This window comes from Escherichia sp. KTE96 (assembly GCF_000408525.1).
In the GTDB taxonomy this organism is placed as follows: Bacteria; Pseudomonadota; Gammaproteobacteria; order Enterobacterales; family Enterobacteriaceae; genus Escherichia; species Escherichia marmotae.
On sequence record NZ_KE137146.1, the window covers coordinates 253,680 to 277,418 of the forward strand.

Genomic DNA, 23,739 nt, shown 5'->3' on the forward strand with positions numbered 1-23,739 from the left:
TAAAAATGAGGCGCGATTGTAGCAGACGATTTGCAATCCTTCCGATAGAAATGCGCTTTTATAAGAGACCTTCATGATCGCCCAGGAATTATAAGTAAAGCAGCCAATCTCTTTTCTGGCGAATGCCTGACGCTGGCGCTGCGTCACGAAATCGACACAGCGCCAGCATGTTCCTGTACAGCAACTTAACGCGGTAAATTGGCAGGATTGCAGTAGTCCAGAAAGCGCATTAACGCGTTGGAAAGGTGTTTTTGCCGATGATGAATACGCCACAGCGTGCGCATCAGGCGCGGCAGCGGGACAGCAACTTCACGTAAAGAGCCAGCCTGTAATTGCTCTTCAATCACCCGTCGCGACAGGCAGCTAATCCCCAGTCCGTGACGCACAGCATGTTTGATGGCCTCGGAGTTTCCCAACTCCATCGCCATCTCAAACTTCGGCAGATGCGACAGTAACAGATAGTCGACAATCTCCCGCGTACCAGAACCGCGTTCACGCAGGATCCACGGTGCGGCAGCAAGCTGTTCTAAGGTGACCGGACCATGAGCAAGCGGCGAGGTTGGCGAAGCGAAAACCACCAGTTCGTCTTCCAGCCAAGGTTCAGAAATGATTTCAGTGCTGTGGCACGGCCCTTCAATAAAGCCAATATCAACGCGGAAATCCAGCACCGCCTGCATCACGTCCTGGCTGTTACCAACGCTAAGTTCAATCGGCAACTGCGGGTAATCATGGCGATAACGGGCGATAACAGCGGGTAAAATGTAATTGCCGATGGTGCTACTGGCATAGACACGAATCGCGCCGTTGTCTTCGCGAAACAGTTGTTCAATTTCAACAGCCTGTTCCAGCAGCGCCAGCGCGCGCGGATAAAGCAGCCGTCCGTGTTCATTAACAACCAGTCTTTTCCCCACGCGATCAAACAGTTGCACGCCAAGCTGCCCTTCCAGGTCGGTCAAGGCTGCGCTCACTGCTGATTGCGACAACGCCAGCATCACCGACGCCTGGGTGGTGGATCCACTTTTCAATACTTCTGCAAAAACTTCCAACTGTCGGAGGGTGATGTGCATAGTCGCTTACCACTTATAAAGATTAATTATAAATATATAATCAATTTTATTTTTAAACCAGTTAGACGTAACCTTATGCCCGGTTAAAGGAGAGGGTTATGACGAATATCACCTTACAGAAACAACATCGTACACTGTGGCATTTTATTCCGGGGTTAGCCCTGAGTGCAGTTATCACCGGGGTCGCCCTGTGGGGTGGTTCCATTCCCGCCGTTGCGGGTGCCGGGTTTAGTGCCCTCACCCTCGCAATCTTGTTGGGGATGGTTTTAGGCAACACCATCTATCCGCACATCTGGAAAAGCTGTGACGGTGGCGTGCTGTTTGCCAAGCAATATTTATTACGTCTGGGTATCATTCTTTATGGCTTCCGTCTGACGTTCTCGCAAATTGCCGATGTCGGTATCAGTGGGATCATCATTGACGTGCTGACGCTGTCCAGTACCTTCCTGCTGGCTTGCTTCCTGGGGCAGAAAGTGTTTGGCCTGGATAAGCACACCAGTTGGTTGATTGGTGCCGGTAGCAGTATTTGTGGTGCCGCTGCGGTACTGGCAACTGAGCCGGTAGTGAAAGCGGAAGCCAGTAAAGTAACCGTGGCTGTTGCAACCGTTGTTATCTTCGGGACCGTCGCGATTTTCCTCTACCCGGCGATATATCCGCTGATGTCTCAATGGTTTAGCCCGGAAACTTTCGGTATCTACATTGGTTCTACTGTGCACGAAGTGGCGCAGGTGGTGGCGGCAGGTCATGCCATCAGCCCGGATGCAGAAAACGCAGCAGTTATTTCCAAAATGCTGCGCGTGATGATGCTGGCTCCGTTCCTTATTCTGCTGGCTGCACGTGTTAAACAGCTATCTGGGGCGAACAGCGGCGAGAAAAGCAAAATCACCATTCCGTGGTTTGCCATCTTGTTCATCGTAGTTGCCATCTTTAACTCGTTCCACCTGTTACCGCAGAGCGTGGTGAACATGCTGGTAACGCTGGATACCTTCCTGCTGGCAATGGCGATGGCGGCGCTGGGTCTGACCACTCACGTCAGCGCGCTGAAAAAAGCCGGGGCGAAACCTCTGCTGATGGCACTGGTACTGTTTGCCTGGCTGATTGTTGGTGGTGGTGCAATTAACTATGTGATTCAAAGCGTCATCGCATAAACCACTACATCTTGCTCCTGTTAACCCGCTATGATTACCGTTTTCCTCCAGCGGGTTTAACAGGAGTCCTCGCATGAAATACATTGGAGCGCACGTTAGTGCTGCTGGCGGTCTGGCAAATGCCGCAATTCGCGCCGCCGAAATCGACGCAACCGCGTTTGCCTTGTTCACCAAAAATCAACGTCAGTGGCGTGCTGCACCGCTCACGACGCAAACCATCGATGAATTCAAAGCCGCCTGCGAAAAGTATCACTACACGTCGGCGCAAATTCTTCCCCACGACAGTTATCTGATTAACCTTGGCCATCCGGTCGCAGAAGCCCTGGAAAAGTCGCGCGATGCGTTTATAGATGAAATGCAGCGTTGCGAACAACTGGGTCTCTCTTTGCTCAACTTCCACCCCGGTAGTCACCTGATGCAAATTTCAGAAGAGGATTGCCTGGCGCGCATTGCCGAATCTATCAACATTGCGCTGGATAAAACACAAGGTGTGACGGCGGTGATAGAAAATACCGCCGGTCAGGGCAGCAACTTAGGATTTAAGTTCGAACATCTCGCGGCGATTATCGACGGCGTGGAAGATAAATCCCGCGTCGGCGTTTGCATTGATACCTGCCATGCTTTTGCTGCCGGATATGATTTGCGTACCCCTGCCGAATGCGAGAAAACGTTCGCAGATTTTGCCCGTATTGTCGGCTTTAAGTATCTGCGCGGGATGCACCTCAACGATGCGAAAAGCACCTTTGGTAGCCGCGTTGACCGCCATCACAGTCTTGGTGAAGGTAATATTGGCCATGATGCTTTCCGCTGGATCATGCAGGATGATCGCTTCGACGGTATTCCGCTGATCCTCGAAACCATTAACCCGGATATCTGGGCGGAAGAAATCGCCTGGCTGAAAGCGCAACAAACTGAAAAAGCGGTAGCCTGAAAATGAATAACCGGGAGAAGGAGATCCTTGCAATTTTGCGGCGTAACCCGCTGATCCAACAGAATGAAATTGCTGATATGCTGCAAATCAGCCGTTCGCGCGTAGCGGCGCATATTATGGATTTAATGCGCAAAGGCCTGATTAAAGGCAAAGGTTACATTCTCACCGAGCAGGAATACTGTGTGGTGGTGGGGACAATCAATATGGATATTCGCGGGATGGCGGATATCCGTTATCCGCAAGCGGCCTCTAATCCCGGTACAATTCATTGCTCGGCTGGCGGCGTCGGGCGCAATATCGCCCACAATCTGGCACTACTGGGCCGTGACGTGCATTTACTCTCGGTGATTGGCGATGACTTTTATGGCGAAATGCTCTTAGAAGAGACGCGCCGTGCCGGAGTGAATGTCTCAGGCTGCGTTCGTTTACACGGTCAAAGTACGTCAACGTATCTCGCGATTGCCAATCAAGACGATGAAACCGTGCTGGCGATAAACGATACCCATCTTCTGGATCAATTGACGCCGCAATTACTGAACGGGTCGCGTGATTTACTTCGCCATGCGGGCGTGGTACTGGCTGATTGTAACCTGACTGCTGAGGCGCTGGAGTGGGTCTTTACCCTTGCCGATGAAATTCCGGTGTTTGTCGATACCGTTTCGGAATTTAAAGCAGGAAAAATCAAACACTGGCTGGCACATATTCACACCCTGAAACCGACTTTGCAGGAACTGGAAATTTTATGGGGACAGGCGATCACCAGCGATGCTGACCGTAATGCCGCAGTGAATGCGTTGCATCAGCAAGGTGTTCAGAAACTGTTTGTTTATTTGCCCGATGAGTCAGTTTATTGCAGCGAAAAGGATGGCGAGCAATTTTTACTGACTGCACCAAAACATACGACGGTAGACAGTTTTGGCGCCGACGATGGTTTTATGGCGGGACTGGTGTATAGCTTTCTGGAAGGAAGCAGTTTTCGCGATAGCGCCCGTTTTGCGATGGCCTGCGCGGCAATTTCGCGCGCCAGCGGCAACATAAACAACCCGACTCTGTCTGCCGATAACGCGCTTTCATTAGTGCCAATGGTGTAACAATGTTGCCGGATGCGACGCTTGACGCGTCTTATCCGGCCTACAAATCAGGCAATTTCAGCAAGTAAATGTAGGCCTGATAAGCTTGCGCATCAGGCAATGACACTCAAGCTAAACCAATAAAGAACCCGGCAATGGTCGCACTCATCAGGTTGGAGAGCGTCGCCGCCGCCAGCGCCCGTAAACCAAGTTGGGCGATTTCCGGCGCACGGTGCGGCGCAACCGCAGAAAATGCGCCAACCACCACGCCGATAGAACCAAAGTTAGCGAAACCGCACAGCGCAAAAGAAATAATCGCTACGGTTTTAGCATCCAGAGTGCCTGCGGTTTGCAAATACGGTGAGAAACTCAGGTAAGCGACAAATTCGTTAATCGCCAGTTTCTGCCCAATCAAACTTCCCGCAAGGTTGGCATCACTCCAGTCAACCCCCATCACCCACGCCAGCGGAGCCAGCAGGTAACCTAAAATGGACTCCAGCGAGGCATTTTCAAAACCAAACCAACCGCTAACACCGCCGATAATACCGTTAATCAACGCAATGATGGCGACAAATGCCATCACCACAGTCGCTACACCTGCGGCGATTTTCAGCCCGGTCATTGCCCCTGTAGCAGCGGCTTCAATAATGCTTTTTGGCGGTGTTTCGGTGAAAGAGAGGTTATTAAAGGAAACTTGCGAAGATTCCGTAGCCGGGCTTAACAAGCGAGCAAACAAGATCCCGCCGGGGATCGCCATTAACGATGCCGCCAGCAGATATTCCACTGGCACGCCCAGTGCAGCGTACCCAATCATCGTCGAACCGGCAATTGAGGCCATGCCACTACAAATCGCCGTAAATAATTCATTGCGATTCAGACGATCAATAAATGGCTTCACGATCGCCGGAATTTCGTTTTGCCCGAGGAAAATGGTGGTGACAGCAACAAATGACTCAATCTTGCTGATATGTAAAGCTTTCTGGAATATACCGCCAAGAATACGAATTAAGATCCCCATCACGCCAATGTAGTAAAGAATACTCACCAGTGCAGTAACGAAGATAATTGCCGGTAATACCCTGAAACCAAAGATAAATCCTGCGCCATCAAACAGGGTGTCCATTTTCGGCCCAACCAGAGAACCGAAGATGAAGGCACTACCCGCATCGCTGTACGCCATCACTTTATGGACACCAAAAGCGACCTTTTCTGCAACCCAACGTCCAGGCGGAAGCCAAAGCATAATACCGCCAATCACGACCTGTAATACCAGCGCCGCGCCGACGGTTCTCAGGCTGATCTTCTTCTTATTCACCGACAGCAAAAACGCAATCGTCAGCAATACCACCATTCCCAGAACACTTCTCATGACATCCATAGTTATTATCTCTTCATGTCATTTTGGGCGACGGCTTTCTGCCCATTATAAATAGCCGGGCTTGCACCTTGCGATACAGGCCCGACTTGCTATCAACACTTAATGGGTTTTGATGTAGCCGCGAACGCATTCTTCGACTAATCCCCAGAACCAGTCGGTATCAATTGTGATGCCGACTTTGGTATTAGCGGGCTTGCCGAGAACACCCAGTTCGTCGCAGACGGTACGCCCGTAACAAGGGCCGCTGTTGACGTCTACTTCGACATACATTTCCTGGGTTTTAATGCCATCAGGGTTAATCAGATAGCCAATGCAGGTGGCGTCATGCACCGGGCCACCAGCCAGACCATAATTTTCGAACTGAGTTTTGAGGGTGAAATTCATGATGTCACTGAACAGTTCACCGGCAGGGCCACCTGCCCTTTCCATCCGCGCAATCACATCCGGGGTGCAAACGGTCTGGTTAGTGAGATCGAGGCCCATCATCACCAACGGAACGCCGGAGGTGAACACTACGCGTGCGGCTTCCGGATCAGCAAAGATGTTGAACTCGGCAGACGGCGTAAAGTTACCTGTACCGTAAGCGCCGCCCATTAGCACAATTTCACGGATTTTCGACAGAATTGCAGGCTGCATCCGCATTGCCACCGCGATGTTTGAAAGTGGACCAACCGGCACCAGAGTGATATCGCCATCGCTTGCCATCAGGGTATCGATGATGTATTTCACCGCATGGGTGCTTTCAGCTTTACGGGTCAGCGGCTCGAATACCGGGCCATCCAGTCCGGTTTCACCGTGAATATTATCGGCAACGATTTGTTTGCGCATAATCGGCTGCGGCATCCCCGCATAAACCGGAACATTAATCTCCAGTTTCTGACAAACATTCAGACCATTAATTAATGTCTTATTGAGGGTTTGATTACCGGCCACAATGGTAATACCTAATAAATCAATCGCCGGATGTTTCGCTGCCATCATTATTGCAATAGCGTCATCATGACCCGGATCACAATCCAGGATAATTTTTCTTTTTTCCATTGTTTATTCCCTCTGTTTCAAGTTGCGTTATTTTTTCTACAGCAAAGAAAATTCAATCGGGCCGATAATTGAATCTTAACAACAGCGTACGTATGCTAAATATGAGAAATCTCATAGCGAGTAAACATCGTGAAAGAAATCCACAATAATGATCTTAAGCAGCAATTAATTGACGAATCCGCATTTAAGGTGTGCTTTGCAACGGATGTTTCAGTGGACACGCGGCTGTTTCATTTTTTAGCGCGTGACTACATTGTGCAGGAAGGACAACAGCCGTCATGGCTGTTTTACCTGACGCGAGGCCGCGCCAGACTCTACGCCACGCTTGCTAATGGTCGGGTGTCGCTGATCGATTTCTTTGCCGCACCCTGTTTTATTGGCGAGATTGAGTTAATCGATAAAGACCATAAACCGCGCGCGGTGCAGGCTATTGAAGAGTGTTGGTGTATTGCGCTTCCCATGAAAAATTACCGTCCGCTGTTATTAAACGACACACTATTTTTACGAAAACTCTGCGTCAGCTTAAGCCATAAAAATTATCGCAATATTGTTTCTTTAACGCAGAATCAATCATTTCCGTTAGTGAATCGCTTGGCCGCATTTATATTACTCTCGCAGGAAGGTGATCTTTATCACGAAAAGCATACCCAGGCGGCAGAGTATCTGGGTGTTTCTTATCGACACCTGTTATATGTTCTCGCACAATTCATTCACGATGGTTTATTAATTAAAAATAAGAAAGGATATTTAATTAAAAACAGAAAGCAGTTGTTAGAGCTGGCGCGGGAGATGGACCCGGAGAATAAACTCTCCGGGATGATGCAGTAAAAATTATTTGAATGCTGCGCGATTGCCGGATGCGACGCTTGATGCGTATTATTCGGCCTACGAATCGAGCATTACGCCAGGCCAATAAAGAACCCGGCAATTGTCGCACTCATCAGGTTGGAGAGCGTCGCGGCTGCCAGCGCCCGTAAACCAAGCTGAGCGATTTCGGGCGCACGTTTTGGCGAAATAGCCGAGAACGCCCCAACGACAACACCGATAGAGCCGAAGTTAGCAAAACCACAAAGCGCAAAGGAGATAATCGCCACGGTCTTCACGTCCAGCGTGCCGCCCGTTTGCAGATAGGGCGAGAAACTCAGGTAAGCGACAAATTCATTAATCGCCAGTTTCTGCCCAATCAAACTCCCCGCAAGGTTGGCATCACTCCAGTCAACCCCCATGATCCACGCCAGCGGTGCCAGCACATAGCCAAAAATACTTTCCAGAGAGGCATTGGCAAAACCAAACCAGCCGCCAATACCGCCGATAATGCCATTGATCAGCGCAATAATTGCGACAAATGCCATTACTACCGTCGCCACACCTGCGGCGATTTTCAACCCGGTCATCGCACCGTTCGCCGCCGCTTCGATAAAGCTTTTTGGCGGCGTCTCGCTGAATGACAGGTTTTCAAATGTCACCTGCGAAGATTCCGTCGCCGGGCTAAGAATACGCGCAAACAAGATCCCGCCAGGGATAGCCATCAGCGATGCTGCTAACAGATAGTCAATCGGCACGCCCATTCCGGCATAACCAATCATCATCGAACCGGCAATAGATGCCATGCCGCTACAAATTGCGGTAAACAACTCGTTGCGATTCATGCGATCAATAAACGGTTTAACGATCGCCGGGATCTCATTTTGCCCGAGGAAAATGGTGGTGACCGCAACAAATGATTCGATTTTGCTGATGTTAAGGGCTTTCTGAAAGATACTACCAAGAATACGGATCAGCAGTCCCATCACACCAATGTAGTACAGCAAACTGATGAGTGCGGTAACGAAAATAATCGCCGGAAGTACGCGAAAGGCGAAAATAAAGCCTGCGCCATCAAACAGGACATCCATTTTCGGCCCCACCAGCGAGCCAAAAATGAAGGCGCTGCCGGCGTCACTGTAGGACATGACTTTATGTACGCCTAACGCCGCCTGCTCTACCGCCCATTTTCCCGGCGGAAAATAGAGCATAATGCCGCCAATGGCGATTTGCAGCAGCAGCGCGGCACCTACGGTGCGTAAACTGATGCTTTTTTTATTCACTGACAACAAAAACGCGATTGCCAGCAATACCACCATCCCCACAACACTTCTCATTATATCCATAATGATTTCCCTTCATGCCAGTAAACCCGGCGTCAACGCCAGGTTTCGGTATGTATGATAAGTACGGGCGACGGCTTTCTACCCGTCAGAAATTAACCCACGAGACGTTGATATTCTTTGGCAATTTCGCTCGCCAGAATGGCATTGTTAAACACCAACTGGATGTTAGATTTCAGGCTATCGCCGCCGGTCAGTTCAGCAACTCGCGCCAGCAGGAACGGCGTACTCTCTTTACCGATTACACCTTGCTCTTCAGCTTCGGCAACGGCCTGATCAATTGCAGCGTTAATACTTTCTTCCGGCATCGCAAACTGTTCCGGGATCGGGTTCGCCACCACCAGGCCACCGTTCAGACCACTTTGCCATTTCACTGCCATCGCACGGGCAATTTCGCTGGCGCTATCGAGACGGATGCTGACCTCAAACGGACTGGTGCGGCAGAAAAATGCCGGTAATGCTTTGGTCTGATAACCAATTAACGGCACACCGAAGGTTTCTAAATATTCGGTGGTTAAACCTAAATCGAGAATAGATTTCGCTCCGGCACAAACCACGGTAACATTGGTATGCGCCAATTCCTGTAAATCGGCAGAAATATCGAATGTCTGTTCCGCGCCACGATGTACCCCACCAATACCGCCGGTGGCAAATACCTTAATTCCGGCAAGCGCCGCAATAATCATGGTTGAAGCAACAGTAGTAGCGCCATTTTTTCCGGCCGCAACAACAAAAGGTAAATCGCGACGGCTAACTTTGGTTACGTTATGTCCTTCACGCCCCAGTAATTCAATTTCTTCTTTGCTTAAGCCTACTTTCATCACACCGCCAATAATAGCGATAGTGGCTGGTACGGCTCCCTGTTGACGAATAGTTTCTTCTACTTCAATTGCAGTCTGGGCATTTTGTGGAAACGGCATACCGTGAGAAATAATGGTCGACTCCAGCGCCACAACCGGTTTTTTGTTTTTTAAAGCATCCTGCACTTCCGGGGAAATCTGTAATAACTCCGGGGAAATTTTTAATTCAGACATTCTGCGTTCTCCACTAACGATATAACGTTGGCAACCGATAAATCAGGGTTATTGGTGTATTCACAGGAGAGCGCCATTGACGAACATCCCTGTGCAAAACGAACGGATTCGGCAAACGGCATCCCGTCTACCCAGCACGAAGCAAGTCCCGCCATCATGGCATCGCCCGCTCCGGTAACATTGACGACATTGGTTTTAATCGGCGCAGACCAGCCGCTTTCACCGCGGATATCGCTGTAATAAACACCGTCACCGCCCATGCTCAGAACCAGTCGGTTCAGGCCATTTTGATGGAACCAGGCGGCAACTTTCGCCACATCTTCACGCCCCGAAAGGGCAATACCGCTCAGGGTTTCCGCTTCCAGACGGTTTGGCTTCAGTGTATGGATCTGCTTTAACCGTTCGCGTACTTTGACGCATTTCCATGCTGAAACAGGATCGACAAATACAGGTGCGTCGGCGGCGTTATCCAGGAGCCAGATCAGCGCCTCTTCACTGATATTACAGTCTGCGACAATGACCTTTGCCCCTTGAATAAAATCACGGTGCTGTGAGAGGAACTCCGCTGAAATACAGTTGCTAATATTCATATCATTTATAGCAACCAGCATTTCGCCGGTATTATCGAGTAGAGATAAATAACTTGAGGTATTTTCCCCTGGCACAATAAGGCATTTATCGACATAAACACCGGACTGATTAGTTTGTGTCAGGAGCGATTGACCATAAAAATCACTTCCTACGGCGCTCAGTAGCCAGGATTTTTTCCCCAGCAACGCCAGGTTTTGTGAAATATTGCGCCCTACGCCACCGGGGGTAAATTTTATTTTCCCAGGATTTGAATCCGCATAATTTAATGATCCATGTGAATATCCGGCGACATCAATATTAGCCGAACCTATAATTACGACATATTCCTTTTCGCGCATAGCACGTCCTCTGGTAAAAAATTACCAACCCTGTCAATCCACAAGAATATAGGTACTGCAAAGACCGTTTAAACATATGTTCATATTTAAACATGTGCTCATAGTATGCTTGTTTTACTTAAAGTAAATTACTGCCAGAGGGGCAAAATGAGCAGATTTGAGCAGGCTCACAAAACTCTATTATTGGCGGTTTTAGAAAAAGCGAAGAAATTGTGAAGTAATGCACAGAACTGAAACAATAAAAAAGGGCAGAAATTAATCTGCCCTTGAGAAAATGACGTTGCTGTTTGATGAGAGGTTCAGGTTTCTATTTGAAGTAAAAACCATTTAAATTCATAGAATTAATTTCAAACACTTTTCACTTATCTTGCGGTCATCAACGGATACAGGGCAGAAAATTCCTGCCCTGCAGTTCACGTTTTATTATGCTGTTTTCGCTACAGCGTCCACTTCCGGACGTTTCAGGAAAGCATAGGCCAAACCTGCCACCAGCGTACCGGCAATGATTGCCACCAGGTATCCCAGAACCGGCGTAATTGCGCCAGGGATCAGCAGAACAAACAGACCACCGTGCGGCGCCATCAGTTTCGCACCAATCGCCATAGAGATTGCACCAGTCAGCGCCCCACCAACGATACAGCACGGCAGTACTCGCATCGGATCGCGGGCGGCAAACGGAATTGCACCTTCAGAAATAAAGCACAGTCCCAGAACCAGAGCCGCTTTACCGCCTTCCTGCTGCGCTTTGTCGAATTTGCGACGTGCCACCATCGTAGCCAGCCCCATTGCCAGCGGTGGCACCATACCTGCCGCCATAATCGCCGCCATCGGGCCATAGGTTTGAGTACTCAGCAGACCCACACCAAACGCGTACGCCGCTTTGTTTACCGGACCGCCCATGTCAGTACACATCATTCCACCGAGGATCGCCCCCAGCAGAACCGCATTCGCAGTCCCCATAGTTTGCAGCCAGTGGGTCAGGCCTTCGAGGATGCCAGCAACCGGTTTACCGATCAGGTAGATCATCGCCAGACCCACCACCAGACTGGAAACTAGCGGAATGATCAGAATCGGTTTTAGCGCCTCCATACTCTGTGGCAGTTTCAGTTGCGTACTGATTAACTTCGCAATGTAACCGGCCAGGAAACCCGCAATAATACCGCCAATGAAGCCAGAACCGGTGCTGACCGCCAGCATACCGCCAATCAGACCCGGAGTAAGCCCCGGACGATCGGCAATAGAGAAGGCAATATAACCCGCCAGTACCGGAACCATCAGCGCAAAAGCTGAACCGCCGCCAATCTGCATCAGCGCCGCAGCAAGCGTCCCTTGCTCTTTAAATGCTTCAATACCAAAAGCAAAAGAAAGCGCGATACACAGACCGCCAGCAACCACCATCGGCAACATGTAAGAAACGCCCGTCAACAGGTGACGATACGCGCCTGCACTCTCTTTCTTAGCTTCAGAGCTTGCCGTTTGGGCTTTACCTGCTGGCTCATAAGGCGTCGCTTCAGCAACCGCTTTATCCAGCTCCTGCGCCGTTTTCTTCAGCGCCAGTCCGGTAGAAGTGCGGTACATGGGTTTACCGGCAAATTTTGCCAGATCGACTTCAATGTCTGCCGCCACAATCACCAAATCCGCTGCCGCCACTTCTTCAGGCGTGATGGCATTCCCCGCACCAACAGAGCCACGGGTTTCAACTTTCACCCACCAACCGCGTTTTTTCGCTTCAGTTTCAATAGCTTCAGCCGCCATAAAGGTGTGTGCCACGCCGGTTGGGCAAGCAGTAACCGCAACCACGCGTTTCGGGCCGCTGGCTGCAACCGGTGCTGTAGCAGCTACCGGCGCAGTGTAAGGTTTCGCATGGCCTTTGGCTTCGCTCAGGAACAGCTCCGGATGCGCGACGGCCCGGGAAATATCGCCCAGCCAGACATTTTTACCGTTCAGCGCGCTATCGTTCGGGATGGAATCACCAAGAACAATCGCCATTTCAGCGTCGTTAGGATTATCGATGATTTCCAGTTTTGCTTTTCGCGCCGCCGCGCCCAGCAGGGTCTTCGCCATATAGGCGCGTGCCTGACCGAGATTAGCGTCAATAATCAGCAGCGTTTTCATTATGCCTCTCCTGCTGTCAGTTAAAAGGTTGTAAGTCGACGCGCGCCATCATTGCGGCCAACTGCGGACGATCGGTAATACCTACATTACTTTGACTTACCGCCAGGGCTGCAACAGCCGTCGCCAGACGCAGTGTGTGTTCACTGGATTCACGCATTAGCAAGCCATAAATCAGGCCACCAACCATAGAATCCCCTGCGCCAACGGTGCTTACGACATCGACTGCCGGTGGTTTGGCGATCCATTCGCCGGAGGCATTAACCCAAAGCGCGCCTTCGGCACCCAGTGAAATTACAACATGCGCGATACCTTGTTCACGTAGCGCATGTGCAGCTTCAATGACATCTTTCATTTCAGGCAGTTTACGACCCGCCCAGATTTCCAACTCACGGCGGTTAGGTTTCACCAGCCATGGTGCCGCTTTCAAACCAGCCACTAACGCTTCACGGCTACTATCAAAGATAATGCAAGGACACTGACTACGCAGACGAGTCATCCAGTCGGTGAATGCTTCCGGGCTGACACCTGACGGTAAACTACCGCTGACACAGACCATATCGAACTGACCAAGCCAGCTTAAAGAATCCGTCACAAAGCGTTCCCAGTCGGCTGGAGTAACTTCGAAACCAGAGAAGTTGAGATCGGTGACTTCACCGTCTTTTTCTGTCAGCTTGACGTTAATGCGGGTACGCCCCTGGACAACCTGGAAACGGTTGGCAATGCCCAGCTCGCTGAACAGTTGCTGAAAACCGTCCTGATTGTCTTTGCCGAGGAAGCCGCCAACGGTGACATCAATCCCCAGGTCTTTTAAAACTTTGGCCACGTTGATGCCTTTACCCGCTGCATGCAGACCGGTGGTTTTCACCAGGTTCACTTCGCCGCGTTCAATTTCCGGGCAGAAACCGACAAGGTCATAGGCCGGATTGAGGGTGATCGTAGCAACACGTCTGCTCATTACGCGCCCTCCCCAAGACCGGCGGCGATGGCGTCGCCAATGGCTTTCAGCGCCTGTTCAGCATCTGCTCCCTGGGCGGTAAAGCGTAGGCGATGACCTTTCTTAACGCCAAGTGCTACAACTTTCATTAGACTACGTCCATTTGCCGGTTTGCCGGTGCCATCAAGGTTTGTCACGGTAATATCACTGTTAAATTGTTTAATGGTATTGACCAGCATGGTGCCTGGGCGGGCATGCAGGCCGTGTTCATTGCGCACCACAAACTCCGCGCTTAACACGTCGTCGGTCGGCACATCATCGCTGGTCAGCAGCGCCAGCAACGTTGCTGCATCAGCTTTCAACAGACGTTCAGCCTTATTGTCGATCAGCAGGTCGCTCAGACGCTTAAGTACCGCGACTGGCTGATCGTCATTCATCGCCACACTCACCAGCATGGCTGCCGTTTCGCCTTCAACATCAAAAGCATTTGCCGCACGGCTTACCGCAATGGCGCTGCGCAGGTTGCCTTCGGCACTATCGTTCAGCCAGATCCCCTGCCCGAGGTTCAACGGCTGTTCATTGATGGCTTTGGTAACAAAAGCGGTATCAACCGCGCCCGCTTCTTTCAGACGAGCAGCATTCAGCGCCTGAAGAGTCAGCAAATCGCTGGCGACGATATCCAGCGTCAGCATTTCGTTATCAAGCTTCAACTGTTCACTCTGCTTTTCGCCCATCAGCAGTGCGCGCAGTTCTTCTGCAGTGGTGGCTAATTTCAGTTGTTCAGCAACGGAATCATCGCTCAGGACGTGCGTCAGTTGACGCAACAGCCCCAGATGTTCATCCGAGCTGGCGGCAATACCGATAGCAACATATGCCACCTGACCTTCACCCCATGTCACGCCTTCCGGGAACTGAAACACCTGAACGCCGGTTTTCAGTACCTGATCGCGGGTGTCGGTGGTGCCGTGTGGAATAGCAATACCATTGCCGAGGAACGTTGAGGTTTGCTGTTCGCGCGCCAGCATGCCATTGACGTAGCCTTCAGCGACATTACCGGCCTGCACCAGCGCCGCAGCGACCTGGCGAATCGCCTCTTCTTTGTCTCCGGCCTTTTCGCCCGGATGGATGTCCTGTACGGATAACTGGAACATAGTTCTCCTCTCTTGCTGAATTGAAACGATTCAGCTTCTATGAGAAAAAAAGCGCTAACCTGGCTTAGGGTTAAAGACAAGATCGCGCTGAAACGTTTCAAGAAAGCATAATACTTCTGTTTCAGCACGCAAGGGATGGCGCTAAATTATGTACAAAAGTTTGATGTGCTGCACATTTTTTTGCCGATAATCTGAATCGCTGATGGCGAAATTTGTTATCAACATGATCATTTCAGCAGCGTCAGCAAAGGTTCAACAAGAGTGAAATAGCATTTTGATTATTCATGGCGAGTTTGATTTCACTGACTGTTTATTTTCTGACAAGCGGCGTAAACTCCGCGTCTTCATCTTTCAGTGATCGACCAGCATGCATAACTCCCCCGCAGTCTCCAGCGCGAAATCGTTTGACCTGACATCAACGGCATTCTTAATTGTTGCCTTTCTCACCGGCATTGCAGGCGCTCTGCAAACCCCAACGCTCAGTATTTTTCTTACCGATGAGGTACACGCCCGCCCGGCAATGGTGGGATTCTTCTTTACTGGCAGCGCCGTCATCGGGATTCTGGTCAGCCAGTTTCTCGCCGGGCGCTCCGATAAGCGCGGCGATCGTAAATCACTGATTGTCTTTTGCTGCCTGTTAGGCGTGCTGGCCTGCACCCTTTTCGCCTGGAATCACAACTACTTCATCCTGTTGTTTGTCGGCGTTTTTCTTAGCAGCTTTGGCTCTACCGCCAACCCGCAGATGTTTGCTCTTGCCCGTGAACATGCCGATAAAACCGGGCGTGAAGCAGTGATGTTCAGCTCTTTTTTGCGCGCCCAGGTTTCACTGGCATGGGTCATCGGCCCGCCGCTGGCTTATGCCTTAGCGATGGGTTTCAGCTTTACGGTGATGTATCTCAGCGCGGCGGTAGCGTTTATTGTTTGCGGCGTGATGGTGTGGCTGTTTTTACCCTCGATGCAAAAAGAGGTTCCGCTGGCGACCGGCACGGTTGAAGCACCGCGGCGTAACCGTCGCGATACGCTATTGCTGTTTGTCATTTGTACGTTGATGTGGGGTTCAAATAGCCTGTACATCATCAACATGCCGCTATTTATTATTAACGAACTACATCTTCCAGAAAAACTGGCGGGTGTGATGATGGGGACCGCCGCCGGGCTGGAAATCCCGACGATGTTAATTGCCGGTTATTTTGCCAAACGTCTGGGTAAGCGGTTCTTGATGCGCGTAGCAGCCGTGGGTGGCATCTGTTTTTACGCAGGTATGCTGATGGCACATTCACCTGTCATTCTGTTGGGCTTACAGATGCTGAATGCTATTTTTATCGGTATTCTTGGCGGTATTGGGATGCTCTATTTTCAGGATCTGATGCCCGGCCAGGCGGGTTCAGCAACCACGCTCTATACCAATACATCACGTGTGGGCTGGATTATCGCCGGTTCAGTAGCCGGAATAGTCGCAGAGATCTGGAATTATCATGCAGTGTTCTGGTTTGCGATGGTGATGATTATCGCCACCCTGTTCTGCTTACTGCGGATTAAAGATGTTTAAGGCGCGGTCAGTATTTCCAGATCGATAAGCCAGGTCATTGCCTGCTGACGCGTGTTGCCGCACATTTCTGCACTGGCTTGTAAGCCTGCGCAGACTCTCGGGCGCAGTGGCGAGGTAAAAATTTTACAGCGTTGCTGTTCATCGAGCTGAATGCAGGGTGTATTGGCGGGCTTGCCATCTGGCATACCCGGAATAGGGCTGGAGATTGAGGGGGCGGTACAACACGCCCCGCAATCCGGACGGCATTCCATACATTGTTCTCTTCAGGTTAACCACCGGATTGATGAGCGCGCACAGTACCACCTTTTTTGCACCAGCAAAAGTGCGAATACCTCTTGCCTGAAATGGCCGTCGCGAGTAGTTTGTCGCGATATTTTTGACATTTTCGACTACAGGAATTTTTCGATGCCAAGAGCGAACGAAATTAAAAAAGGTATGGTTCTGAATTACAACGGCAAATTGCTGCTGGTTAAGGATATTGATATTCAGTCCCCCACTGCCCGCGGTGCCGCTACGCTGTACAAAATGCGCTTTTCTGATGTCCGTACTGGGCTGAAAGTAGAAGAGCGTTTCAAAGGTGATGATATCGTTGACACCGTGACGCTGACCCGCCGCTATGTTGACTTCTCCTACGTTGATGGCAACGAATATGTCTTTATGGATAAAGAAGACTATACGCCGTATACCTTCACGAAAGATCAGATTGAAGAAGAACTGCTGTTTATGCCGGAAGGCGGTATGCCTGACATGCAGGTTTTGACCTGGGACGGCCAACTGCTGGCACTTGAACTGCCGCAGACCGTTGATCTGGAAATCGTTGAAACCGCACCAGGCATTAAAGGTGCTTCTGCCAGCGCACGTAACAAACCGGCAACATTAAGCACCGGTCTGGTGATTCAGGTGCCAGAATACTTAAGCCCGGGCGAAAAAATCCGTATCCATATCGAAGAACGCCGTTACATGGGGCGTGCTGACTAACTTCAGCCACATTCAAAAAGGGACTGCTCAGGCTGTCCCTTTTTTAATTTATTATACCAATCTGCTATTTTGTGCTTACTGAACGCCTTCCGCCCGTAAAATTTACTCGTTGATTGATCGCCCTCACACTTCATTGCATTAACAATCCAGACCAATTTCAATTGCTGTCATATAACTTTACACTGCCATTGTTAATTAATCGTTACTGAGACGTGACCTCTATGAATACTATTGCCTCCGTTACGCTCCCCCATCACGTACACACTCCATGCTACGATCGCCAGCAATTGAAATCCCGTATCGTTCATTTTGGCTTTGGAGCCTTTCACCGCGCACATCAGGCATTATTAACCGATCGTGTGCTGAATGCGCAGGGTGGCGACTGGGGAATTTGTGAAATCAGCCTGTTCAGCGGTGAGCAATTGATGAGCCAGCTTCGCGCACAAGACCATTTATACACTGTGTTAGAGAAAGGTGCAGACGGCAATCAGGCGATTATTGTCGGTGCCGTTCACGAATGCCTGAATGCAAAACTGGATTCATTAGCAGCGATTATTGAGAAATTTTGCGAACCGCAGGTGGCGATAGTTTCCCTGACGATTACCGAAAAGGGGTATTGCATCGACCCGGCCACCGGCACGCTCGACACCAGCAATTCGCGCATTATTCACGATCTACAAACGCCGGAAGAACCTCATTCCGCACCAGGCATTCTTGTCGAAGCACTGAAACGCCGCCGTGAATGCGGCCTTGCGCCATTTACCGTGCTCTCCTGCGACAATATTCCCGACAATGGCCATGTGGTGAAAAATGCGGTGTTGGGAATGGCAGAAAAACGCTCACCAGAACTCACCGAATGGATAAAAGAACACGTCAGCTTTCCGGGAACGATGGTTGATCGCATTGTTCCGGCAGCAACCGACGAATCGCTGGCGGAAATTAGCCAGCATCTGGCCGTGAATGATCCCTGTGCGATTAGCTGCGAACCGTTTATCCAGTGGGTAGTGGAAGATCACTTCGTTGCAGGACGTCCAGCCTGGGAAGTCGCAGGTGTACAACTGGTGGATGATGTTTTGCCCTGGGAGGAGATGAAACTGCGCATGCTTAATGGCAGCCACTCTTTTCTCGCTTATCTGGGTTATCTCGCAGGGTTTGCCCATATCAGTGATTGCATGCATGACCGCGCATTTCGCCATGCCGCCAGAACGTTAATGCTGGATGAGCAAGCGCCGACGCTACGGATTAAAAATGTCGATTTGACGCAATATGCGGATAAGTTAATTGAACGTTTTGCCAATCCCGCACTGAAACATAAAACCTGGCAAATCGCGATGGATGGCAGTCAGAAATTACCGCAACGCATGCTGGCGAGCATTCGCATTCATCTGGCGCGCGAAACAAACTGGCCGTTACTGGCGTTAGGAGTCGCAGGCTGGATGCACTATGTGAGCGGCGTTGATGATGCCGGAAATGCCATTGATGTTCGCGATCCGCTCAGCGATAAAATTCGCGATCTGGTTGCGGAAAGTAGCAATGAACAACGCGTTAGCGCCCTGCTTTCTCTGCGTGAAGTTTTCGGTGATGACCTGCCCAATAACCCGCATTTTGTGCAGACAATCAAAAATGCCTGGCAACAAATAGCGCAGTTTGGAGCGCATCAGGCACTGTTAAATACCCTCAAAATTTAACGATTTCTGCGGTTAAGGTGGACGGAGGCATGCTTCGTCCGCTCCTTCTCTTCTCTTTTCCAGCTTTTTTAGCCAGGATTAACGCACAGTTAACTAATCTGATTATTGCGGAGCCGTTGTGACCAGGACCAACCTCATCACCGGTTTTCTCGGCAGCGGGAAAACGACGTCAATTCTTCATTTATTAGCCCACAAAGATCCGCAAGAAAAATGGGCGGTGCTGGTTAATGAATTTGGTGAAGTCGGGATAGATGGTGCTTTGCTCGCTGACAGCGGTGCATTACTAAAAGAGATCCCCGGCGGCTGCATGTGCTGCGTTAATGGCTTACCGATGCAGGTGGGGCTGAATACCTTACTGCGCCAGGGAAAACCAGACCGCTTGCTGATAGAGCCTACAGGGCTGGGCCATCCAAAACAGATCCTCGATCTGTTAACCGCTCCGGTTTATGAACCGTGGATCGATCTGCGCGCCACGTTATGTATTCTCGATCCTCGCCTGCTGCTGGATGAAAAAAGCGTCAATAATGAAAATTTCCGTGACCAGTTGGCTGCCGCAGACATTATTGTCGCCAATAAATCCGACCGAGCGACGTCCGAAAGCGAGCAAGCGTTGCAACGCTGGTGGCAACAAAATGGTGGCGATCGGCAATTAATTCACAGCGAACATGGGCAAATTGATGGTCATCTTCTGGATTTACCCCGTCGCAATTTAATCAAATTACCCGCCAGCGCCGCCCATTCACATCAGCATACCGTGAAAAAAGGGTTAGCCGCGTTAAGCCTGCCAGAGCATCAACGCTGGCGTCGCAGTCTCAACAGCGGACAAGGGCATCAGGCCTGCGGTTGGATATTCGATGCTGATACGGTGTTCGACACCGTTGGCATTCTGGAATGGGCGCGGCTTGCACCAGTGGAACGCGTGAAAGGCGTGATGCGTATTCCTGAAGGACTGGTGCGAATCAACCGTCAGGGCGATGACTTGCACATTGAAACGCAAAACGTGGCACCACCGGACAGTCGCGTTGAGCTGATTTCCAGCAGCGAAACTGACTGGAATGCCTTACAGAGCGCGCTGTTGAAGCTTCGTTTAGTGACCAACGCGTAAGGTTGCTTGCGTTTTTCAGTAAGATGATTAGAGAAAATATGATTAAAAATTTGCCGCAAATAGCGTTGTTAAACGTTGTCGGCCTCGCGCTGTTTCTTTCCTGGTACATTCCCGTCAATCATGGATTCTGGTTGCCGATTGACGCGGATATTTTCTATTTTTTTAATCAGAAACTGGTCGAAAGCAAGGCTTTTTTATGGCTGGTCGCATTGACCAATAATCGCGCTTTTGACGGCTGTTCACTGCTGGCAATGGGACTGCTGATGCTGAGTTTCTGGCTGAAAGAAAACGCCTCCGGCAGACGCCATATCATGATTATCGGTCTCGTCATGCTGTTAACCGCAGTGGTATTAAACCAGTTGGGCCAGGCATTAATTCCGGTAAAGCGAGCCAGCCCGACATTAACATTTGCGAATATTAACCGCGTCAGCGAACTGTTATCTGTGCCAACAAAAGATGCCTCGCGAGATAGTTTTCCTGGCGATCATGGCATGATGTTGCTTATTTTTTCTGCATTCATGTGGCGTTATTTCGGAAAAGTCGCAGGCGTCATCGCCCTTATTATTTTTGTGGTATTTGCATTTCCCAGAGTGATGATTGGCGCACACTGGTTTACCGATATCATTGTCGGTTCCCTGACTGTGATATTGATTGGTTTGCCCTGGTGGTTGATGACGCCATTAAGTGATCGATTAATCACCTTCTTTGACAAATCATTGCCAGGAAAAAGAAAACATTCCTAAAACAAATAACTCACAGTAATTAACATCATCAGGTTTATTTTCATAGACCGGATAATCCTGATGATGCACTGCGTTGCTTTCGTTCATCGAGTAAAATAGTCATTCTCTAACGAAATGAATGGATTGCATGCTTTTTGCTCAATCGTTCTTTAATTGACCAATCCCGGTTATTAACTTTCTGTATCACTTTTTCTTATAAAAAATCATGTAAAACCCCTCGCCAAGACCGCGCCAATCGGGTAATCTCGAACTCGTTTTGCCTCGGCGGTAAATTATCCTCACAGCATATAATTTTGTGTGTTAGTCCACAGATTTGGCCTTAGGGAATTGTTTCAACATGCCCAGGTAATTAGTCTCGTCTCGCTTGGCATTTTTTTATAACGATATTTGTCGTTAAGGACTTCAAGGGAAAACAAACAACATGGTCAAATCTCAACCGATTTTGAGATATATCTTGCGCGGCATTCCCGCGATTGCAGTAGCGGTTCTGCTTTCTGCATGTAGTGCAAACAACACCGCAAAGAATATGCATCCTGAGACACGTGCAGTGGGTAGTGAAACATCATCACTGCAAGCTTCTCAGGATGAATTTGAAAACCTGGTTCGTAATGTCGACGTAAAATCGCGAATTATGGATCAGTATGCTGACTGGAAAGGCGTGCGTTATCGTCTGGGCGGCAGCACCAAAAAAGGTATCGATTGTTCTGGTTTCGTACAGCGTACATTCCGCGAACAATTTGGCTTAGAACTCCCTCGTTCAACTTATGAACAACAGGAAATGGGCAAGTCAGTTTCCCGCAGTAATTTGCGTACAGGTGACTTAGTTCTGTTCCGTGCCGGTTCAACGGGACGCCATGTCGGTATTTATATCGGCAATAATCAGTTCGTTCATGCTTCCACCAGCAGTGGTGTTATTATTTCCAGCATGAATGAGCCGTACTGGAAAAAGCGTTACAACGAAGCACGTCGGGTTCTTAGTCGCAGCTAATAAACCGTTTGGATGCAATCCCTTGGCTATCCTGACGAGTTAACTGAAGGCACTGCTTAAGCAGTGCTTTTTTATTTTCATCCATTATAGAAAATGATGTTTCCATGCCTTGATCCAGGCTATAGTCCCGTCATTCTCTTCTACTTCAGCGTTATCGTAATCTCAGGAATATTAACGGAACTATGTTCATACGCGCTCCCTCTTCCGGACGTAAGATCCTGCTTACCTGCATTATTGCGGGCGTGATGATCGCGATACTTGTCAGTTGCCTTCAGTTTTTAGTGGCCTGGCATAAACATGAAGTCAAATACGACACCTTGATTACCGACGTACAAAAATATCTCGACACCTATTTCACCGAGCTGAAGTCCACTACTGATCACCTCCAGCCACTCACCTTAGATACCTGTCAGCAAGCCAACCCTGAACTGACTGCACGTGCGGCATTCAGTATGAATGTACGAACGTTTGTGCTGGTAAAGGATAAAAAGAGTTTCTGTTCTTCTGCGACTGGTGAGATGGACATTCCGCTCAATGAACTGATTCCGGCGCTCGACATTAGTAAAAATATTGATATGGCAATGTTGCCTGGCACACCGATGGTGCCCAACAAACCCACGATCGTCATCTGGTATCGCAATCCTTTATTAAAAAATAGCGGCGTTTTTGCAGCATTGAACCTGAACCTGACGCCGTATCTTCTCTATAGCTCTCACCAGCAAGATTTCGATGGTATAGCACTCATTATTGGTAATACTGCGATATCGACCTTTACGCCGCATTTGATGAACGTCCGCGAGTTAACCGGCACGCCGGTACGTGAAACCAAAATCGCAGGCATTCCGCTGACTGTTCGACTTTATGCTAACGACTGGACATGGAGTGATGTGTGGTACGCGTTTTTACTGGGTGGAATGAGTGGAACTGTCGTTGGCCTGCTCTGCTATTACCTGATGAGCGTGCGTATGCGCCCTGGCAGAGAGATTATGATGGCCATCAAGCGTGAGCAGTTTTACGTGGTGTATCAACCGGTGGTTGATACACAAACGCTGCGGGTAACGGGTCTGGAAGTGTTACTGCGCTGGCGTCATCCGGTAGTGGGTGAAATCCCCCCGGATGCCTTCATTCATTATGCCGAATCGCAAAAGATGATTGTGCCACTGACCCAGCACCTGTTTGAGCTGATTGCTCGTGACGCGGCAGAATTACACAACGTACTGCCGGTGGGCGTAAAGTTTGGTATTAACATTGCGCCGGACCATTTGCACAACGAGAGCTTTAAAGCCGATATACATCGACTGCTTGCCTCCCTGCCCGCTCACCATTTCCAGATTGTGCTGGAAATTACCGAGCGCGATATGTTGAAAGAACATGAAGCGTCACAACTCTTCGCATGGCTGCATTCTGTCGGCGTGGAAATTGCCATTGATGACTTCGGCACCGGACACAGCGCGCTTATCTATTTGGAACGTTTCACGCTCGATTACCTGAAAATTGACCGCGGTTTCATCAATGCCATAGGTACGGAAACGGTCACCTCACCAGTGCTTGACGCGGTGCTGACGCTGGCGAAGCGTCTCAATATGCTGACAGTTGCTGAAGGGGTTGAAACGCCGGAACAGGCACGCTGGTTACGCGAACGTGGTGTTAATTTCCTGCAAGGTTACTGGATTAGTCGCCCTCTGCCGTTGGATGATTTTATCCGCTGGTTGGAGAAACCGCATACGCCGCAGTGGTAAGGAG

The 23,739-nt window shown here is 49.8% G+C and carries 21 protein-coding genes; 11 read left to right on the forward strand and 10 right to left on the reverse strand.

What is annotated here, in order from left to right:
- Positions 1–185 precede the first annotated feature (185 nt).
- Positions 186–1,067 carry a DNA-binding transcriptional regulator YeiE gene (gene yieE / locus A1WG_RS20030; RefSeq protein ID WP_000548304.1) on the reverse strand — a complete coding sequence of 294 codons (882 nt, stop codon included), beginning with the start codon at positions 1,065–1,067 and terminating at the stop codon, positions 186–188.
- 98 nt (positions 1,068–1,165) lie between these two features.
- On the opposite strand from yieE, the gene A1WG_RS20025 reads away from it, so the two are divergent.
- The 3 genes from A1WG_RS20025 to A1WG_RS20015 all read left to right on the forward strand — a co-directional run bounded on the left by A1WG_RS20025 (position 1,166) and on the right by A1WG_RS20015 (position 4,237).
- On the forward strand, positions 1,166–2,215 hold the full coding sequence (locus A1WG_RS20025; protein WP_000182053.1) for a YeiH family protein: 1,050 nt from the start codon (positions 1,166–1,168) through the stop codon (positions 2,213–2,215).
- Positions 2,216–2,288: 73 nt separating this feature from the next.
- Positions 2,289–3,146 (forward strand): deoxyribonuclease IV, encoded by an 858-nt coding sequence (gene nfo / locus A1WG_RS20020; RefSeq protein ID WP_000873880.1) that lies wholly within the window; start codon positions 2,289–2,291, stop codon positions 3,144–3,146.
- A 2-nt stretch (positions 3,147–3,148) separates the two neighbouring features.
- Complete coding sequence (locus A1WG_RS20015) at positions 3,149–4,237, forward strand: sugar kinase (RefSeq protein ID WP_001516711.1); 1,089 nt, start codon at positions 3,149–3,151, stop codon at positions 4,235–4,237.
- A gap of 106 nt (positions 4,238–4,343) precedes the next feature.
- Here the strand turns inward: A1WG_RS20015 and A1WG_RS20010 are convergent, their stop codons facing one another.
- Together A1WG_RS20010 and rihB are read right to left on the reverse strand one after the other, a co-directional pair.
- Complete coding sequence (locus tag A1WG_RS20010; RefSeq protein WP_001516712.1) at positions 4,344–5,594, reverse strand: NupC/NupG family nucleoside CNT transporter; 1,251 nt, start codon at positions 5,592–5,594, stop codon at positions 4,344–4,346.
- Positions 5,595–5,693: 99 nt separating this feature from the next.
- Complete coding sequence (rihB, locus tag A1WG_RS20005) at positions 5,694–6,635, reverse strand: ribosylpyrimidine nucleosidase (RefSeq protein ID WP_001516713.1); 942 nt, start codon at positions 6,633–6,635, stop codon at positions 5,694–5,696.
- 129 nt (positions 6,636–6,764) lie between these two features.
- Between rihB and A1WG_RS20000 the strand changes: the two genes are divergently transcribed.
- Positions 6,765–7,463, forward strand: coding sequence for a transcriptional regulator YeiL (locus A1WG_RS20000; RefSeq protein ID WP_001516714.1), 699 nt, complete (start codon positions 6,765–6,767; stop codon positions 7,461–7,463).
- A gap of 71 nt (positions 7,464–7,534) precedes the next feature.
- Here A1WG_RS20000 and A1WG_RS19995 read toward each other — a convergent pair whose 3' ends face one another.
- The 6 genes from A1WG_RS19995 to fruB all read right to left on the reverse strand — a co-directional run bounded on the left by A1WG_RS19995 (position 7,535) and on the right by fruB (position 14,945).
- On the reverse strand, positions 7,535–8,785 hold the full coding sequence (locus A1WG_RS19995; protein ID WP_001516715.1) for a NupC/NupG family nucleoside CNT transporter: 1,251 nt from the start codon (positions 8,783–8,785) through the stop codon (positions 7,535–7,537).
- A 92-nt stretch (positions 8,786–8,877) separates the two neighbouring features.
- Positions 8,878–9,816 carry a pseudouridine-5'-phosphate glycosidase gene (gene psuG, locus A1WG_RS19990; protein WP_001516716.1) on the reverse strand — a complete coding sequence of 313 codons (939 nt, stop codon included), beginning with the start codon at positions 9,814–9,816 and terminating at the stop codon, positions 8,878–8,880.
- On the reverse strand, positions 9,804–10,745 hold the full coding sequence (locus A1WG_RS19985) for a pseudouridine kinase (RefSeq protein ID WP_001516717.1): 942 nt from the start codon (positions 10,743–10,745) through the stop codon (positions 9,804–9,806). The genes psuG and A1WG_RS19985 overlap by 13 nt, the downstream gene beginning before the upstream one ends.
- A 423-nt stretch (positions 10,746–11,168) precedes the next feature.
- Entirely contained in the window at positions 11,169–12,860 is a 1,692-nt protein-coding gene (fruA, locus tag A1WG_RS19980; RefSeq protein WP_001516718.1) for a PTS fructose transporter subunit IIBC, read from the reverse strand.
- 16 nt (positions 12,861–12,876) lie between these two features.
- On the reverse strand, positions 12,877–13,815 hold the full coding sequence (gene fruK, locus A1WG_RS19975) for a 1-phosphofructokinase (RefSeq protein WP_001516719.1): 939 nt from the start codon (positions 13,813–13,815) through the stop codon (positions 12,877–12,879).
- On the reverse strand, positions 13,815–14,945 hold the full coding sequence (fruB, locus tag A1WG_RS19970; protein ID WP_001516720.1) for a fused PTS fructose transporter subunit IIA/HPr protein: 1,131 nt from the start codon (positions 14,943–14,945) through the stop codon (positions 13,815–13,817). Before fruB ends, fruK begins: the two co-directional genes overlap by 1 nt.
- Positions 14,946–15,312: 367 nt before the next feature.
- Between fruB and setB the strand changes: the two genes are divergently transcribed.
- Positions 15,313–16,494, forward strand: coding sequence for a sugar efflux transporter SetB (gene setB / locus A1WG_RS19965; protein ID WP_001516721.1), 1,182 nt, complete (start codon positions 15,313–15,315; stop codon positions 16,492–16,494).
- On the opposite strand, the gene A1WG_RS19960 is transcribed toward setB, so the two are convergent.
- Entirely contained in the window at positions 16,491–16,745 is a 255-nt protein-coding gene (locus A1WG_RS19960) for a YkgJ family cysteine cluster protein (RefSeq protein ID WP_001516722.1), read from the reverse strand. The genes setB and A1WG_RS19960 overlap by 4 nt on opposite strands.
- A gap of 154 nt (positions 16,746–16,899) precedes the next feature.
- Between A1WG_RS19960 and yeiP the strand changes: the two genes are divergently transcribed.
- The 6 genes from yeiP (at position 16,900) to A1WG_RS19930 (ending at position 23,735) form a co-directional block, all read left to right on the forward strand.
- Positions 16,900–17,472, forward strand: a complete 573-nt coding sequence (gene yeiP, locus A1WG_RS19955; RefSeq protein ID WP_001136827.1) for an elongation factor P-like protein YeiP — start codon at positions 16,900–16,902, stop codon at positions 17,470–17,472.
- Positions 17,473–17,693: 221 nt separating this feature from the next.
- Positions 17,694–19,160 (forward strand): mannitol dehydrogenase family protein, encoded by a 1,467-nt coding sequence (locus A1WG_RS19950; protein WP_001516723.1) that lies wholly within the window; start codon positions 17,694–17,696, stop codon positions 19,158–19,160.
- A gap of 118 nt (positions 19,161–19,278) precedes the next feature.
- Positions 19,279–20,265, forward strand: a complete 987-nt coding sequence (yeiR, locus tag A1WG_RS19945; RefSeq protein ID WP_000198840.1) for a zinc-binding GTPase YeiR — start codon at positions 19,279–19,281, stop codon at positions 20,263–20,265.
- Between the two features lie 38 nt (positions 20,266–20,303).
- Entirely contained in the window at positions 20,304–21,008 is a 705-nt protein-coding gene (gene lpxT / locus A1WG_RS19940) for a Kdo(2)-lipid A phosphotransferase (protein WP_001516724.1), read from the forward strand.
- 421 nt (positions 21,009–21,429) lie between these two features.
- Positions 21,430–21,996: a bifunctional murein DD-endopeptidase/murein LD-carboxypeptidase gene (mepS, locus tag A1WG_RS19935; RefSeq protein ID WP_000241011.1), complete on the forward strand. Its 567-nt coding sequence runs from the start codon at positions 21,430–21,432 to the stop codon at positions 21,994–21,996.
- 182 nt (positions 21,997–22,178) lie between these two features.
- On the forward strand, positions 22,179–23,735 hold the full coding sequence (locus A1WG_RS19930) for a cyclic di-GMP phosphodiesterase (protein ID WP_000470617.1): 1,557 nt from the start codon (positions 22,179–22,181) through the stop codon (positions 23,733–23,735).
- Positions 23,736–23,739 lie beyond the last annotated feature (4 nt).

Coding starts and splice junctions, on each gene's coding strand:
- rihB (WP_001516713.1), bottom strand. CDS start 6,635: ATGGAAAAAAGAAAAATTATCCTGGATTGTGATCCGGGTCATGATGAC.
- fruA (WP_001516718.1), bottom strand. CDS start 12,860: ATGAAAACGCTGCTGATTATTGACGCTAATCTCGGTCAGGCACGCGCC.
- A1WG_RS19930 (WP_000470617.1), top strand. CDS start 22,179: ATGTTCATACGCGCTCCCTCTTCCGGACGTAAGATCCTGCTTACCTGC.
- nfo (WP_000873880.1), top strand. CDS start 2,289: ATGAAATACATTGGAGCGCACGTTAGTGCTGCTGGCGGTCTGGCAAAT.
- psuG (WP_001516716.1), bottom strand. CDS start 9,816: ATGTCTGAATTAAAAATTTCCCCGGAGTTATTACAGATTTCCCCGGAA.
- fruB (WP_001516720.1), bottom strand. CDS start 14,945: ATGTTCCAGTTATCCGTACAGGACATCCATCCGGGCGAAAAGGCCGGA.
- yeiP (WP_001136827.1), top strand. CDS start 16,900: ATGCCAAGAGCGAACGAAATTAAAAAAGGTATGGTTCTGAATTACAAC.
- lpxT (WP_001516724.1), top strand. CDS start 20,304: ATGATTAAAAATTTGCCGCAAATAGCGTTGTTAAACGTTGTCGGCCTC.
- setB (WP_001516721.1), top strand. CDS start 15,313: ATGCATAACTCCCCCGCAGTCTCCAGCGCGAAATCGTTTGACCTGACA.
- mepS (WP_000241011.1), top strand. CDS start 21,430: ATGGTCAAATCTCAACCGATTTTGAGATATATCTTGCGCGGCATTCCC.
- A1WG_RS19985 (WP_001516717.1), bottom strand. CDS start 10,745: ATGCGCGAAAAGGAATATGTCGTAATTATAGGTTCGGCTAATATTGAT.
- A1WG_RS20025 (WP_000182053.1), top strand. CDS start 1,166: ATGACGAATATCACCTTACAGAAACAACATCGTACACTGTGGCATTTT.
- A1WG_RS20010 (WP_001516712.1), bottom strand. CDS start 5,594: ATGGATGTCATGAGAAGTGTTCTGGGAATGGTGGTATTGCTGACGATT.
- A1WG_RS19995 (WP_001516715.1), bottom strand. CDS start 8,785: ATGGATATAATGAGAAGTGTTGTGGGGATGGTGGTATTGCTGGCAATC.
- fruK (WP_001516719.1), bottom strand. CDS start 13,815: ATGAGCAGACGTGTTGCTACGATCACCCTCAATCCGGCCTATGACCTT.
- yieE (WP_000548304.1), bottom strand. CDS start 1,067: ATGCACATCACCCTCCGACAGTTGGAAGTTTTTGCAGAAGTATTGAAA.
- A1WG_RS19960 (WP_001516722.1), bottom strand. CDS start 16,745: ATGGAATGCCGTCCGGATTGCGGGGCGTGTTGTACCGCCCCCTCAATC.
- A1WG_RS19950 (WP_001516723.1), top strand. CDS start 17,694: ATGAATACTATTGCCTCCGTTACGCTCCCCCATCACGTACACACTCCA.
- A1WG_RS20015 (WP_001516711.1), top strand. CDS start 3,149: ATGAATAACCGGGAGAAGGAGATCCTTGCAATTTTGCGGCGTAACCCG.